15 protein-coding genes are annotated in these 14,265 nt (G+C 44.3%); 11 read left to right on the forward strand and 4 right to left on the reverse strand.

From position 1 onward, the window contains the following. The 3 genes from DQQ10_RS00005 to DQQ10_RS00015 all read left to right on the forward strand — a co-directional run. Window positions 1-226 (forward strand): integrase core domain-containing protein (locus DQQ10_RS00005; protein WP_133259489.1); only part of this gene is annotated, 226 nt, incomplete at its 5' end. A 37-nt stretch (window positions 227-263) separates the two neighbouring features. Next, window positions 264-452: a hypothetical protein gene (locus DQQ10_RS00010; RefSeq protein ID WP_112744757.1), complete on the forward strand. Its 189-nt coding sequence runs from the start codon at window positions 264-266 to the stop codon at window positions 450-452. Between the two features lie 1,009 nt (window positions 453-1,461). After that, on the forward strand, window positions 1,462-2,481 hold the full coding sequence (locus DQQ10_RS00015; protein ID WP_112744758.1) for a hypothetical protein: 1,020 nt from the start codon (window positions 1,462-1,464) through the stop codon (window positions 2,479-2,481). A gap of 75 nt (window positions 2,482-2,556) precedes the next feature. Here the strand turns inward: DQQ10_RS00015 and DQQ10_RS00020 are convergent, their stop codons facing one another. The 3 genes from DQQ10_RS00020 to DQQ10_RS00030 form a co-directional block, all read right to left on the reverse strand. Next, window positions 2,557-2,874, reverse strand: coding sequence for a hypothetical protein (locus tag DQQ10_RS00020; protein WP_112744759.1), 318 nt, complete (start codon window positions 2,872-2,874; stop codon window positions 2,557-2,559). A gap of 42 nt (window positions 2,875-2,916) precedes the next feature. Beyond that, window positions 2,917-3,267: a hypothetical protein gene (locus tag DQQ10_RS00025; RefSeq protein ID WP_112744760.1), complete on the reverse strand. Its 351-nt coding sequence runs from the start codon at window positions 3,265-3,267 to the stop codon at window positions 2,917-2,919. 63 nt (window positions 3,268-3,330) lie between these two features. Next, window positions 3,331-3,894 (reverse strand): dihydrofolate reductase family protein, encoded by a 564-nt coding sequence (locus DQQ10_RS00030; protein ID WP_165823753.1) that lies wholly within the window; start codon window positions 3,892-3,894, stop codon window positions 3,331-3,333. A 184-nt stretch (window positions 3,895-4,078) separates the two neighbouring features. Here DQQ10_RS00030 and DQQ10_RS00035 point away from each other — a divergent pair, with 184 nt between their 5' ends. From DQQ10_RS00035 to DQQ10_RS00070, 8 genes are all read left to right on the forward strand, one after another. Then, entirely contained in the window at window positions 4,079-4,612 is a 534-nt protein-coding gene (locus DQQ10_RS00035; RefSeq protein WP_112744762.1) for a helix-turn-helix domain-containing protein, read from the forward strand. A 17-nt stretch (window positions 4,613-4,629) separates the two neighbouring features. Further along, window positions 4,630-6,267: a serine hydrolase domain-containing protein gene (locus tag DQQ10_RS00040; protein ID WP_112744763.1), complete on the forward strand. Its 1,638-nt coding sequence runs from the start codon at window positions 4,630-4,632 to the stop codon at window positions 6,265-6,267. Between the two features lie 173 nt (window positions 6,268-6,440). Next, entirely contained in the window at window positions 6,441-6,821 is a 381-nt protein-coding gene (locus tag DQQ10_RS00045) for a hypothetical protein (RefSeq protein WP_133259490.1), read from the forward strand. A gap of 79 nt (window positions 6,822-6,900) precedes the next feature. Then, window positions 6,901-9,282 (forward strand): TonB-dependent receptor, encoded by a 2,382-nt coding sequence (locus tag DQQ10_RS00050; RefSeq protein ID WP_112744765.1) that lies wholly within the window; start codon window positions 6,901-6,903, stop codon window positions 9,280-9,282. Beyond that, entirely contained in the window at window positions 9,279-10,481 is a 1,203-nt protein-coding gene (locus DQQ10_RS00055) for a sialidase family protein (protein WP_112744766.1), read from the forward strand. The genes DQQ10_RS00050 and DQQ10_RS00055 overlap by 4 nt, the downstream gene beginning before the upstream one ends. 97 nt (window positions 10,482-10,578) lie before the next feature. After that, window positions 10,579-11,322: an iron-sulfur cluster repair di-iron protein gene (gene ric / locus DQQ10_RS00060; protein WP_112744767.1), complete on the forward strand. Its 744-nt coding sequence runs from the start codon at window positions 10,579-10,581 to the stop codon at window positions 11,320-11,322. A 30-nt stretch (window positions 11,323-11,352) separates the two neighbouring features. After that, a complete protein-coding gene (locus tag DQQ10_RS00065) occupies window positions 11,353-13,203 on the forward strand; it encodes a glycyl radical enzyme family protein (RefSeq protein ID WP_112744768.1) in 1,851 nt (616 codons plus the stop codon). A gap of 62 nt (window positions 13,204-13,265) precedes the next feature. Continuing rightward, window positions 13,266-13,862, forward strand: a complete 597-nt coding sequence (locus DQQ10_RS00070) for a Crp/Fnr family transcriptional regulator (RefSeq protein ID WP_112744769.1) — start codon at window positions 13,266-13,268, stop codon at window positions 13,860-13,862. On the opposite strand, the gene DQQ10_RS00075 is transcribed toward DQQ10_RS00070, so the two are convergent. After that, the gene (locus tag DQQ10_RS00075) at window positions 13,859-14,239 is read right to left on the reverse strand and encodes a hypothetical protein (RefSeq protein WP_112744770.1); all 381 of its coding nucleotides are present in this window, start codon (window positions 14,237-14,239) and stop codon (window positions 13,859-13,861) included. The two genes, DQQ10_RS00070 and DQQ10_RS00075, sit on opposite strands and share 4 nt — an antisense overlap. Window positions 14,240-14,265: the final 26 nt, after the last annotated feature.

Raw genomic sequence — 14,265 nt, forward strand, 5'->3', positions numbered from 1 at the left:
CCAAAAAAATGGCATTGAATGGAGCGCTATCCCCAAAGCATCACCACAACAGAACGCGATCATTGAACGATTCAATCGCACCTATCGCGAGGATGTTCTAGATGCTAACATTGTTTTTTCAATCGAACACGCGCAGCAACTAACCGATGCGTGGCTGATCGAATACAACACAGTGCGAGAGCATGAAGCGCTCGGATACAAAACACCAGCCTCTTATGCAGCATAAGGTTTTTTTAGGCATATGCCCTCCAGAATATTTGAAAATGAAAAAGGATGTTGACTCAACAACATCCCTTTCAATGATCGACATTCTGTCGGGAGAACCTATCCCTGGCAGGTTGCTCCTCAGCAGAGCCTTGCTTCTGTTTTGGTTCAACAACACAAAATTCAAATCAGCAAACTATATTTACAACCTGTTCAAATTCACAGCCACTTTCACGCTTCACCCCTAGCCCCTAAAGGGGGAAACTATTTCAATTAATATTCATGTGTGATGAGCTATTAGGGATAAAGGGTGCAAAGAAGTAACATCTACTGCGTTCAGAAACGTCATCCTGGCTTCATCCTCTAGAGAAGCTATAGACATCCTTTCATTTTCTCCAGATGTCCTCCATACGCGTCCAGTAGTTCTATCATTGTTCTATAGATGTTGGTTCATCACGCTATAGATGACGTATCATAAATTTCGGTGTTTGGTTCATTTTTCTCTCATCGCGCGTTCATTATTCTCTTATTAATTCGCAGTTTCTCCAGATGTCCTTTCATTGCGCTCTCATAATTCTGCATATCTCCCCTAGGAAGATGCGGTGTTTGTTTCATAGAATGGGTCGTTTATGAAGCAAATAGGGAAGCTACACGGGAAGATCTTTAAAGCTAAAAGCTTAAAGTCGAAGACGGCGCGTTTCGCGACGCAGAAAGTTTAAAGTTGAAAGTGGAAAGTTGAAAGTTGAAGACGGCGCGTCTAACCACAGGAAAGCTTCGAGTTGCGAGAAATGCGGTAGACGTCAGGAAGGCTGCGAGCTCCTTGGCTAGCATGCCTTAAGGTGAACGATTTTTTTACCGCAAAGTCGCGAAAGTGCGGAGGTGCGCGGAGGGACACGGTAAAAAGCATTCAACACCAACACGTCAACACGTTCCTAGAAAGCTGCGAGCTACGAGCTACGAGTTGCGAGAAATGCGCTTGTGAGAAAGCTGCGAACACCATGAACGATGCATTCAACACCAACACGTCAACACACCAACACTTCAACACGTTTCTAGAAAGCTGCGAGCTATGAGCTTCGAGTTGCGTGTAGCTACGTTGCCTCACCTCACTCTTGAACACCTGAACACTTGAACACTCGAACACTTTAACACCTTAAGCCTTGACAATGCTCAGACATTTCCATAAATTATTCTACGTTTCGTTTTCAATCATTGAAGCGAGCGGAACAGTTTTTTTTACCTAAATAAACCACAGAGATGAGAACAGTTACAAAACTCAGGTTACTGATGATCGCCATCGTGTTGGCATCAGGTACAGCATTAGCACAGAAAAAAAAGCAAGACGCAGCGCCACCAACAGACGCCAGCCGGTTCAATTGGGATAAATCTAAAATCATCCCTAAACTCGAACGGCTCGCTATCGTTGAGCTAACCGTCAATTATAAACTCACCACAACAGCAAAAACCATTACGCAAGAAGATCGCTCCGGCGGTAAAATCGCGGGTGCGCGCGTAACTGGATTTCTAGAATTTACCGACAGCGAACCAACTCAGGCCGATTACCAAGCCATCACCGATCACTTCTATCGTTACTTTCAAAAGAAACTTAAAGAAAACGGTATCGACACCGTTGGTTGGGATCAAGTGACAGCTTCCGAATTCTATCAAAAGAGTGGCGGCGAAGAAGGTGAAAAAGAAGATGCGCAGAAAGAAGGCGGTGGAAATAAATGGGTGACCAGCACGGCTAACAAAGGCAAAGTGATTCACAAAGGTCTCACTGGTTTTGCTGGCGGAAAAGGAAAACGCGCGATGGAGTTCGGCAAGGAATTCGGTACCGCTGCGACCTTCAAAGTAAATGTCGACTTCGCTGACGTCATGGTAAACCTGGATATCAAATCAACAGACCGAAGGGATGTCGGTGGTGGATGGTACTATCCTGCAACTACATCGAAGAAATATACGTGGGGCGTTCATGCACAGATGATGGTGGGCGACCAAGAAAATAAAGAGTACACCTACATCTGGGCAGGCAAAGGCTTTCCTGAATTTCTAATGCAATGGAGCGATATTCCCGTTGCTGGTGAATATGCAGAGTCGGTTACAGAAGATGTTTCCAAAGCTAGAAGTGGGCTCGCAAAAGGATTTGCATTCCGAAAAGAACTCGACCCTGTATTGATTCAAACATCTCGTGAAAAATATATTGCCGCGGCGAGAAATGCCGTCGAAAAATGGGTAGACGCTTTTGTTACACGCGCTGTTCAAATGCGAAAATCCTAAAGTCAATCGCCGACGATACATTTAACAAAAAAAGCGCAGTGAGTACCTGCGCTTTTTTTTATTGGTATCATGATGCTAGATCATCCACTCGTTAAACTTATGTCCGGTATAAAACCGGCGCTCAATGGCATCGAGAATCATCTCGCGCTTTGCTTTCAAAGCGTTCCGCTCCTGCGGTGTTCGTAAATTCAGAATATACTTTTCGTCCTTCTCCGGGATCGCAGCATCGGATTTATACAATGGCCAAAAACTATCTTCACGCACATAGTTCATCAGTTGTGTACTTGTGATGCCATTCTGCTTCATCGTCGAAACGAGATGCGCTGTTGATATCGATTCATCCATGATCGCGGTTTTAACAATCCACTCGATCAGTTGTATTCCTTGAAGCATATAGCGTAATGTAAACTTATTGTACTCAAAACGTCTCCATCGCTACTCTCGTCCGGCAAAATGACTTAACATCTCATCGCGCCTATCGGCGTCAATCGATTCAACCACAAACAACACATCGCCATTCACCGTCCACTTTGTGTTTGGCTTTTCATCAAAAGCATTTGCTTCCCCTATCTCGTTCGCATCATCATATGACGCTGCAAATATTACCGTAATCGCAATCATGTTGTCGGTACCCTTAAATTTAAATCCTTGCACAATTGCATCAGACCGCTTCAATTCGTTCGCACCAAACAACACCTGCTCAAGTTTTACATCGACGTTGTTCAGAAAAAATTCAACACGCCGTCGGTTAGGATGATCAAGATCCAAAGCAAAATTATTCTTCATGTGAATAGCAAGTTATGGATTTTGTGGGAATGATCATCAAAGCATAGTCGCTACCATGTTCTGTTATTGATCGCGTTTATATTGGTTTGCTACAACGCCATTAGAAAATGCCATGGACTTGATGAGCGTTAACTTATGCTGGCCATCAAAAATAATCTTGCCGGCGCCAATTGCTACAGGATTCACAAGCAAGTGAAATTCATCTACGAGGTTTTGCTTGATCAACGCCGACGCGAAGCTTGCACCACCATAGACAATGATATCTTTCCCGGGAAGATCTTTCAATTTTGTTACTACCGATGTTAGGTCACCCTGCTCAAGCGTTGTGTTCTCGCCTAGCGGTGAGCGAAACGTTTTACTGAAAATAATTTTGGGCGTCGACACAAACGTTTTTGCATACTCCCACTCCGCATCACCTTTTTTTATTTTTGTTACATGCTCCCAATGGGGAACCGCTTCTTCAGCCATTTTTCGCCCGAGCAGTATAGTATCCATCGACGTGGTGAGGTCTTTTAAATATTGAACTTGCCGTTCATCTGTCTCCGGTGTCATCCAATCAAGTTGCCCCTGCGATCCGGCTACGTATCCGTCAAGTGTAATTTGCATCTGAAGTTTTAGTTTTCTCATCGTAATACCATTAGATTCAACGATCAAATGATAAAATTCTGATGCCTTTGTGTCGACGGTCATCCTAATTACTACAGTACCGAAAGCGTGAATTCAGCTTGTTTCGCCACAATGTCGGGTGAATGTCGGGTATTTGTAGTTGTGTTGGCTTGCGCTCACTGCGGTTATTTGTCAAAAAACTTTTATGAAAACAGGTGAACTAATAAAACAGCTCAGGTTAAAAAAGGGTATCACCCAAGATGAACTTGCAGAACGAACCGACATCAGCGTCCGCACGATTCAGCGCATCGAAAGTTGCGAAGTCGATCCGCGCGCCTACACCCTTCAATCTATCGCCACAGCTTTAGAAGTAGATTTCGAAATGTTGGCCGGAACCGAAGACAAACCCGAAGCAGGCAATCCAAAAAATGAAGAAAGTAAATGGCTCCCATTGATACACTTGAGTGGCTTGCTACTGCTCATCATCCCGCCAATTATTCTCTGGATATGGAAACGCGATAAAGTCGAAGACATACAACGCCACGCATACGATGTCATCAATTTCCAACTCAGCATGACACTCTACCTTCTGCCGTGCGCGCTCTTTCACATCATACCTTTTCTCATCGTGCTTGGCATATATAGTCAAGTAGTCATTATCGTGAACACGATGAAAGTGACAAGCTCCCGTCCGTACAAATATCCGTTGACAATTAAGTTTTTAAAACAACAGGCGTAGCCATAAACATCAATCCCATGAAGCGTTGTATCTATTTCCTTTTTCTGATAGCTTATTGCGCAGCAGGAACAAGTTCATTGCATGCTTGCCAACCTGATTCATTAACGCAGATCATCGATTCGATCCTTTTCAATCACACTGGATCAGATCGGCCAGGTGCAACGATCGGCGTTATCAAAGATGGTGAACTCATTTTTCAAAAGGGATATGGTATGGCGAACATTGAATCGCACACGCCTAACCATCCCCAAGTTACTTACAACATCGCTTCCGGTAGTAAACAGTTCACGGCTGCCATCATCGTATCGCTTGCCAGAGAAAATAAGTTAAAGCTCACCGACGACGTACGAAAGTATATTACCGAACTTCCCGATTACGGTAAAACAATCACCCTAGAAAATCTTCTTTATCATACCAGCGGCTTACGCGATTACCTGGTACTGATGTGGCTCACTGGCAAAAGTTTCGAAGAAAAGTTCACCAATGCAGATGCGCTGAAAATAATTACAACACAAAAAAAGCTAAGTTTCACGCCAGGAGAGCGGTGCACTTACAGTAACACCAACTACCTTCTTTTGGCGGAAGTTGTTCAGCGCGTAACCAAGAAATCGCTGGCACAATATGCTGAACGACATTTATTCAACGTACTGGGTATGCGCAAATCCGGTTTTGGTCGGCAGATGAATGTTGAAGGTAACAGCGTGAGTTATTACAAATCCGAAAAAGGATACGCGCCATTCAAAAACAACAATATAACGGCCGGGGATGGCGGAATGATCACCACGCTGCCGGACTTGTTACAATGGGATCGCTCATTTTACGACAGCTCGTCATTAGCACACCACATCCTTACGCGCGGCAAATTGAATGGGGAAGAACTTCGCTTCGGAATGGGTATCATCGCATCGCGTTACCGCGGTGACGAGGTTCATACACATCCCGGTGCATTTCTGGGGTACCGCTCCGAGATTTTACGCTTCCCGCAAAGTCGCATCACCATTGTTTGTCTTGCAAACGCAACAGACATCAATCCCGAACATATCACACGTGCCATCGCAGACCGTTACATTTTCGGAGCACAAACTGTTGTACGTCATCCCAAAACTAACACGCTGAACGCAGCTCAGATCAGCGCTATGATTGGAACATACCGCGTGAATAATACTATCTGCGTCGACATCAGAAATGAGGATGGCATCCTGACAGGGCAGGGTACAGGACAACCAAAAGAAATTTTACACGCGGCATCACACGACACCCTACTGATTGGCGAAACTAGTGACCGTGTGGTTTTCGAAAGTTTCGAGCATAACAAATTCCAAAAAATAATCATACAACAAAAACATGGTAATACAACGGCCCAACGATTGGTTCCAGCAACTGCTGAAGAGCATTCGCAGTTCACCGGCGAATACTACTGCGAAGATCAAAACACGTCATATCATTTTTACAGTGAAAACGATGCGTTATGGTTTAAAGTTGGTACCAATCCGCCCGTAAGCGTAGAGGCATTTAAAAATCAGATGCGTATTACGTTCTCTTACTTTGATCTGGAACGTGCTTCGATCGATTTCAAGGTCAACATGGACGGTAGCATACGAGGATTCGTTTTAAACACTGGGCGTATACGTGATCTTGAGTTTGTAAAAAGGTAACTCACTCAATCCACAGTGGATACCAAATCACGAAACAAACTGACAAAAGTCTTACTTTCCAACAAGCACCATGGTAATACAATGAACATCAGCATTTAACGCCACGTAATATTTTTTTCACCTGCCTGATCTAAGTCATAACGGGGGCGGCACTTTCGATCTAGATTTGACATGTGAAGAAAGTCATCTCATTTGCGCTTATCGTATTAATGTCTATCCAGAGCATTTACCAGCTTGGCGTAATTGGGTACTTCCAAGTCAACAAGACATACATCGCAGAAGTGCTTTGCATCAACAAGGACAAGCCACTTTTGAGCTGCCACGGAAAATGTTTTCTGAAACGAAATTTAAACGAGCGCGACAAGACCGACACAGCGCGCGCACTAGGTAAAAACAAAGTTGAAATTCCGACTTTTATAGTAACAGAAGCGTGCACGTTGTTATTGCGCTGTGCGACCTCATACGTTACAAATTCAACGTATACAACGATCTACGCGTTCACCTACACACCATTCACTTTTCATCCACCATGCTGCCCGTTGAATAAAGTTTAATCGTCATTCAAACTATTCACGGCCATACGGCAAGTCTTCCGCGTGAAGACATGAACGCCCATGGCCAAAATTCAACACCATGAAAAGTATATTTCCATTCCTTCTGTTTCTTACCATTCTTTATAGCGCTGCACTTTGTCAGAACATCTGCAAAGGAAAAATATTTGACAGCGAGACCAACGAACCGCTCGTCGGTGCCGCTGTTATAATCGCCGGCACACCATTGGGCAACGTCACTGATCTTGATGGGGTGTTTCTAATTGATGCGCCTACGCCTTTCGATTCCATTGTCGTCTCCTACCTTGGCTATGAGCGAAAAACGATTTTCGTATCGGGAAGAGAAATCATAGTTGCCTTACAGTCATCCACCAACAACCTTCAGCAAATCGTTGTTACTGCAAATCGTGAGGCATCGCTGCGAACGGAATCGCCTGTAGCCATTAGCAAAATATCAGCTGCAACGATCAACGACACAAAACCTATTCTCCTTACGGAATTGCTCAACAAAGTTCCTGGCGTTGTGATGCTAAACTATAATAATGAACAGCATGCTATGTCTATTCGACAACCGATGGGCACCTCGTCTTACTTCCTTTATCTTGAAGACGGGCTACCGGTGCGCCCTATGGGCATCTTCAATCATAACGCGTTAATTGAGATGAACATCTTGGGTATTTCAAACATTGAGGTGGTGAAAGGCCCTGCCTCGTCGTTGTATGGTCCTGAGGCTGTGGGTGGCGCCATTAACTTCATTACAAGAAAACCGTCCGCAGTTCCTACTTTCCAAATCGGCGTTGCCGGCGATGCATGGGGATATAAAAGAATTCAATATGGTGCGGGTGGAGTGATTGGTAAAAAATTAGGCGTGCACATTAGTGGATTCGAAGCGAACCAACGCAACGCATGGCAAACTTATTCTGACTACAAAAAATCTTCCGTGAATTTACGCGTTGACTATTCCCTCTCAAAACGCACAAAGCTTAGCGGCGCATTTTCGGGAAACGAGTATTATTCAGATATGGCTGGCAGTGTCGATAGTTTAGCATTCTACAACCGTGAATATTCAAGCACGACTGACTTCACGTATCGCAACGTGCATTCGCAGCGAATACGTTTTTCCATCAACCATCAATGGAACGATGGTCAGGAAACATTGCTTACGGTTGCCTATCGTGATAATTACATAGAACAAAATCCAAACTATGCTATTCGCTGGACAAGTGGAAGTGAAACAGCTTCGGGAGAACGAAATCGGAATTCGTTCTACAGCCGCGTCGCGCTCGTGCAGCACAGTGTAAAGTTTAACTTTCTTGATTCAAAACTATTAGCGGGAGGAAGCTTCGACTACTCACCCACAACATATTGGGCATATAAAATCGATATGGCTGCGCAACTGCGCCCCGATGGAAAATCTGTTGAACGTTATCGCATCCTGCAAGAGCAACCAGACCAGTTCCTATCAAACTATCAAGCCGATCTCAGCAATTACGCCTTGTATTCACAATTCGAAGCAAGCCTTCATAGCAGAATACGTGTTACCCTTGGGGTTCGCTACGATAGGATGGCCTTCGATTATCTTAATCGGCTTGAAGCGAGTACGGGTAAAAAGTCATTTGAACAAGTTACACCCAAGATCGGTGCGACATTCGATTTACTACGCGACAAAGGTTTATACGTAAACTATAGCCAAGGTTTTTCACCACCGGGACTCACCTCTATCTTCAGAAAGAAACCGGGCATGTCTGGTGCGACTTCCGAGTTCTACTACAATCTTGAGCCGGCACGGTTCAACAACATTGAGATAGGCGGATGGGGCGCATTCTTAGATAGCAAAGTGTATGTAGATCTAGCGGTTTATCAAATGATAGGACACAAAGAGTTGCTTAATATTCGACAGACAGATAACACGACCGATTATCAAAGTGCCGGGAAGACATTGCACCGTGGCATTGAATATGGATTTACGTTTAAGCCTACACCGGAATTGTTTATCCGTTTCGGTGGCACCAATGCGATACACCGTTTCGAAGATTTTACGCTCAGTGCCAGAACTTCAGACCAAACAAAAAATGTAGACGGCAACGAAATGCCACAGTCGCCGCGATGGATCGCCAATAGCGAAGTCACCTACAAACCTAATTATGTCGACGGTTTTAGTGTTTCGATTGAATGGCAGCGTATCGGAAGTTGGTTTCAAGATCAAACCAACAACGTGAAATATGATGACAAAGGGCTGCTTGGATTTCGCGGCGTGAGCTATCTAAATCTTCGCATGGGATACGAAGTAAAGGGCTTCGAGTTTTTCACCAATGTGATAAACATTACGGATGAACTTTATGCAAATGCTGCCACAAGAGGAAATGGAGTACACGACAGAACAACTTTTACACCCGCCGCACCGCGAACATTTGTACTCGGACTTCAGTACACGTTTAAAGGGACACAAAAATCCGTACTATGAAAATGATTCGTCTTCTTGCATTGTCTGCTCTTTTTATCGCGATCTTTGTTCGGTGCGACAATACACAGCGTGAGATACAAATTTGTTCCGCAAATGCCGAATCTGTTTATCTGACACACGACAACCTCGACAATCCGGTTGTTGCATGGACGGAAAAAAATAATGGACAACTGCATTTCACTTTTTCTATTTCCCAGGATGATGGTAGTTCGTTCGTTCAAAAAGCATCGATATTGTTAGGTTCATCTGTGGCAACGCATGCAGAAGGAATGCCTAAAGTTGCGTTCAAAAGAGACGGCACCATCCTGGTAGCATATGAAAAGAAAATCCCCACAGCGACGAACAAATATGCCGGGTCAATTCACTACAGAACTTCGGAAGACGACGGCAGGACATGGTCTACAGAAAAGACGATCCATCGCGACACCACTTCAGGCAGAAGTAGATCGTACTTTGACATCGAAGTGCTTCCCGATGGAGAAATTGGTGCAGCATGGCTCGACATCAAACCACGGCACGGAAAAGGCGGGAGAATCGTACTGTTCTCAAAAACAGATGCAACCAATTCTTTTTCAAATGAAATCCTCATTGATTCATCAGCATGTCAATGTTGCAGGATTGATGTTTACACCGACGAGAACAAAAAAATCTACGTTGCTTATCGGGGATTGCGTAGCGGAAAAATGGATAAGCAAATTCGCGATATGATGGTGGCGACATCAGCGACAGATGGCACAAAATTCTCGCAGCCCATCAACATCAGCGCCGATCAATGGAACATCGATGGCTGTCCTCACACCGGACCAAGTTTGTGCAGCAACAAAGCGGGGCTGTTTACTATGTGGTATACTGAAGGTAACGGCAGCGGTTTGTATTATGCACATAAAGCTAGTGACGAAGACAATTTTTTTCCAAGGGAGCTTGTCTCGCGCGCTGGTCACCATCCTCAGGTAAGTTCGAACGGTGATGTGATCGCCATGCTTTGGGAGGAAAACATGACCACAGACGGAAGCACAGCTACAACGATTCATTGTCGATTGATCAAGGATGGAATAGACATCGAAAAGCGTGTATTAACGCCACGAAGTGCAAATTCCATCGCGCCGGTCGTCACCCATACGAAAGATGGTTTTCTCGTCGCTTGCCTGATGGAAAACGAGAATGGCGTAGCCGTGTATGCTATGAACCTTAAGCTGTAGTCCGTCGCGTACTACCTCAAAAAAAATTCTGTGGATATGATCGCGATCATACCACAACTTTCGTTGCGCACATAGCTTTGATAAAAATCAAAAAATTATGGGCACATATTTGAATAACACATTGGAGGGAAACCTACAGACGGTTGCCCAGCTTGCCATTTCACATCCTGGCGCGTTAGCTGTATTCACGAAATACAATATCGACTACTGCTGTGGTGGAAACCGAAGCTTGGAAGACGCTTGCAGAAGGATCGGCTTAGCGCCTGAAAAAATAAAAGCTGAGATCATTCAACAATCACAAGGGGAGATTAACGATGCGGTTCATCCGCAGCATTGGCGATCTTCATTCCTGGCAGACTATATCATTGAAAACCATCATCACTACGTAAAAAGAGCGATACCAGAAATTCAAGCATTCCTCGACAAAGTTTGTGATGCACATGGCAATGACTGCCTGGCGCTGTTACAGATACGCGAACATTTTCTTGATCTATCAGAAGATTTAACGAGCCACATGAAAAAGGAAGAGTTAGTGCTTTTTCCAGCAATCAAGAGACTCGAAGCACAACAGCACTTGGATCATCCGCTTGCAGATTCCATTCAGGCACCGATCGAAGCCATGGAGCATGACCATGTTGCCGCAGGAGAACTGATCAAGCAGATCAGAACATTGTCGAACAACTATACACCTCCTGACTTTGCTTGTCCAACATTTAAAATTACATATCAAAAGCTACATGAATTCGACAACGACTTGATGAAGCACGTGCATCTTGAAAACAATATTTTATTTGCGCGCTACAAAGAAAAGGCTACGCTTGGAGGAAGCTGTTCACTTTAAAATAATCCGACAACACCACTACAAGTCATTATGCAGATCAATCAACGAATTCTTAGTGATCTCATTATTTACATGAAGTATGCACGGTACGTTCCCGCGTATCAGCGTCGTGAATTGTGGCCAGAAATCTGCGAACGATACGCGCGCATGTTGATTGAACGATATCCCTTACTCGAAGCTGAGATTAGGGAGAATCTGCAATTTGTTCTGGACAAGAAGGTATTGCCGTCGATGCGTGCGATGCAATTTGCTGGCATCGCCATAGCGCGGAACAATAGTCGTATTTACAACTGTGCATACATGCCTGTCGATGATATCCGTGCTTTTTCTGAAGCGATGTTTTTATTGTTGGGAGGAACGGGGGTTGGCTTCTCCGTGCAAGTTGATCATGTAGAACTTCTCCCGCCCGTCAAAAGGGCACAGAAAAAAAGAAGGTTTTTAGTTGGTGATAGTTTGGAGGGATGGGCGGATTGCGTGAAGGTTTTGCTGAAGGGGTATTTCGGAAAAAGCGATTATGTTCCGGAATTTGATTACTCGGATATTCGACCGAAGGGAGCGCGATTGGTTACCGCTGGTGGAAAAGCCCCGGGGCCTGAGCCGCTCAAAATTTGCATTGCACACCTAACAGCTATACTCGATAGAAAAACAAATGGAGAAAAACTCAGTACACTTGATTGTCATGATATGATGTGCCATATCGCGAATGCGGTATTGGCGGGCGGGATCAGAAGGTCAGCCATGATCTCGCTCTTTTCCTATCACGATGAAGAAATGTTAACCTGTAAATTCGGCAATTGGTGGGAACTCAATGAACAACGCGGTCGTGCCAATAATTCTGTAGTGTTGCCAAGGAACAGCATAACGAAAGATGAATTTTTCGCGCTGTGGAAAAAAATAGAATTATCGGGATCGGGAGAACCAGGATTCTATTTCACAAACGATTTGAACTGGGGGACTAATCCGTGTTGTGAAATTGCATTGCGACCATTTCAATTTTGCAATCTCTGTGAGGTAAATGTATCGGATGTTCAAAGTCAGGAAGACTTAAATGAACGCGCTGCAGCAGCCTCGTTCTTCGGAACATTACAAGCAGGGTTCACAAATTTCCACTACCTGCGAGAGATATGGAAAATAACCACTGAACGTGAAGCACTAATTGGTGTTGGTATGACCGGTATTGCCAGTGGTAAAGTGGCTGCGCTAGACCTTAAGGAAGTAGCAGAGGTAGTAAAAAAAGTAAATCTCCAACTATCGAGTCGTATCAATATTCAATTTGCTGCGCGATGCACTACCATCAAACCTTCGGGAACTTCATCGATTGTACTCGGCACTTCCTCGGGAATCCATGCGTGGCATAATGATTATTACATTCGGCGCGTGCGTATCGGGAAGAATGAAGCGTTGTATGATTATTTGAAAGCCAATCATCCGGAGCTTTTGGAGGATGACCTACTGAATTCCAAGCAAGGTATTATCAGAATACCACAGTGTGCGCCAGAGGGATCAACACTACGAACTGAAAACGCTAGAGAGCTGCTGGATCGAATAAAAAAGTTCAACCTAGAATGGGTGCGCAACGGATACCGAAACGGAAGCAACGCCAATAACGTCTCAGCAACGGTGAGCATCAAAGACGAAGATTGGCAACACGTTGGCGAATGGATGTGGGAAAACAAGGCATCGTACAATGGTCTCAGTGTGCTGCCCTATGACAACGGTAACTACAAACAAGCGCCGTTCGAAGATATTGACCAAGCCACATTCACTTCCCTGGCCTGCAGCTTAACCGAACTTGACCTATCGAAAGTATTTGAACCCGATGACGAAACTGAACTTCAAACCGAAGCTGCTTGCGCGGGAGGATCTTGTATCATTACATAACCATGACAAAAATCATATTTTATTATCTACCCGCGCGCTAACTTTCTCTGAAAAACGGAGACATGTTTCCTGCAAAGACACTCGAAAAATATCATGCAAAGCTCGTACAGCTAGGCAAAGATCAAGTTCTATTTCATGAAGGAGATAAAGCCATAGACTATTTTCAAGTCGAGGAAGGTTCAGTCAAGATGTTTATATCTAGTAACGATGGACAGGAATTCATTCAAGGAATTTTTACTGCTGGCGAAAGTTTTGGCGAGCCAGCTTTGATTGGAAAATTCCCCTACCCCGGCAGCGTATCGGCTATTGAAAAAACCAAAGTATGGAAACTACCCGGCGATTACTTTCTTCAAATGCTTCGGGAGAATTTTGACCTGCATTTAAAAATGGATCAGGTCTTGTGTCAGCGATTAAAATATAAATCAATGGTGCTTTCGGAAATTTCTTCCTACGAGCCGGAACACCGCATTCGTACGCTACTCAAATACTATAAAAGTAAAAAAGCACTATCAGGCACCGGTGAAAAAATAATCGTTCCTTATACGCGTCAACAACTTGCCGACATGAGCGGGCTTCGGGTAGAGACAGTCATTCGAACAGTAAAGAAGATGGAAAAAGAAGGAAAGCTTTCGCTTGAGGGACACAAAATCATGTTTTAATTGCTGCGATTTAAGATGATGTCTTCTGCGACATCGATCCATTTTTCAGATAAAACGGGAAGCACTTCCGATGTGACATAGTGTTCCTCATCGAAATCCGGATGGTTAACATAAGGGGCCACGTCGAAAAAAATATACTGTTCCTCGTTGATTCCCTGAAGGAGAACGTGAAGACATTTAGACCGGCAGTTATTAATAAAAATCATTCGTCGTTGTGTGCCAGGAGATGTCGCATGCTGGCGTGAAAGATCTTGAAGACTTCCCAATTCCGCGATTCCTAAAGATTCTAATTGTGTCGCGATACGATACGACAGCTTCTTCTCGCCGGCATTCATTGCACCCGAACAAAGAAAAACTAGCACTTTATTTGACTCCATGACGAAACGTTTACACATAGGTAAAA

Origin of the sequence: Pseudochryseolinea flava (assembly GCF_003286915.1) — a bacterium.
GTDB lineage: Bacteria > Bacteroidota > Bacteroidia > Cytophagales > Cyclobacteriaceae > Ohtaekwangia > Ohtaekwangia flava.

What these genes read in the sequence shown, in the direction of transcription:
- DQQ10_RS00015 (WP_112744758.1), top strand. Translation starts at nt 1,462, where the DNA reads ATGAGAACAGTTACAAAACTCAGGTTACTGATGATCGCCATCGTGTTG.
- DQQ10_RS00075 (WP_112744770.1), bottom strand. Translation starts at nt 14,239, where the DNA reads ATGGAGTCAAATAAAGTGCTAGTTTTTCTTTGTTCGGGTGCAATGAAT.
- DQQ10_RS00035 (WP_112744762.1), top strand. Translation starts at nt 4,079, where the DNA reads ATGAAAACAGGTGAACTAATAAAACAGCTCAGGTTAAAAAAGGGTATC.
- DQQ10_RS00055 (WP_112744766.1), top strand. Translation starts at nt 9,279, where the DNA reads ATGAAAATGATTCGTCTTCTTGCATTGTCTGCTCTTTTTATCGCGATC.
- DQQ10_RS00010 (WP_112744757.1), top strand. Translation starts at nt 264, where the DNA reads ATGAAAAAGGATGTTGACTCAACAACATCCCTTTCAATGATCGACATT.
- DQQ10_RS00040 (WP_112744763.1), top strand. Translation starts at nt 4,630, where the DNA reads ATGAAGCGTTGTATCTATTTCCTTTTTCTGATAGCTTATTGCGCAGCA.
- ric (WP_112744767.1), top strand. Translation starts at nt 10,579, where the DNA reads ATGGGCACATATTTGAATAACACATTGGAGGGAAACCTACAGACGGTT.
- DQQ10_RS00025 (WP_112744760.1), bottom strand. Translation starts at nt 3,267, where the DNA reads ATGAAGAATAATTTTGCTTTGGATCTTGATCATCCTAACCGACGGCGT.
- DQQ10_RS00020 (WP_112744759.1), bottom strand. Translation starts at nt 2,874, where the DNA reads ATGCTTCAAGGAATACAACTGATCGAGTGGATTGTTAAAACCGCGATC.
- DQQ10_RS00070 (WP_112744769.1), top strand. Translation starts at nt 13,266, where the DNA reads ATGTTTCCTGCAAAGACACTCGAAAAATATCATGCAAAGCTCGTACAG.
- DQQ10_RS00065 (WP_112744768.1), top strand. Translation starts at nt 11,353, where the DNA reads ATGCAGATCAATCAACGAATTCTTAGTGATCTCATTATTTACATGAAG.
- DQQ10_RS00030 (WP_165823753.1), bottom strand. Translation starts at nt 3,894, where the DNA reads ATGAGAAAACTAAAACTTCAGATGCAAATTACACTTGACGGATACGTA.
- DQQ10_RS00050 (WP_112744765.1), top strand. Translation starts at nt 6,901, where the DNA reads ATGAAAAGTATATTTCCATTCCTTCTGTTTCTTACCATTCTTTATAGC.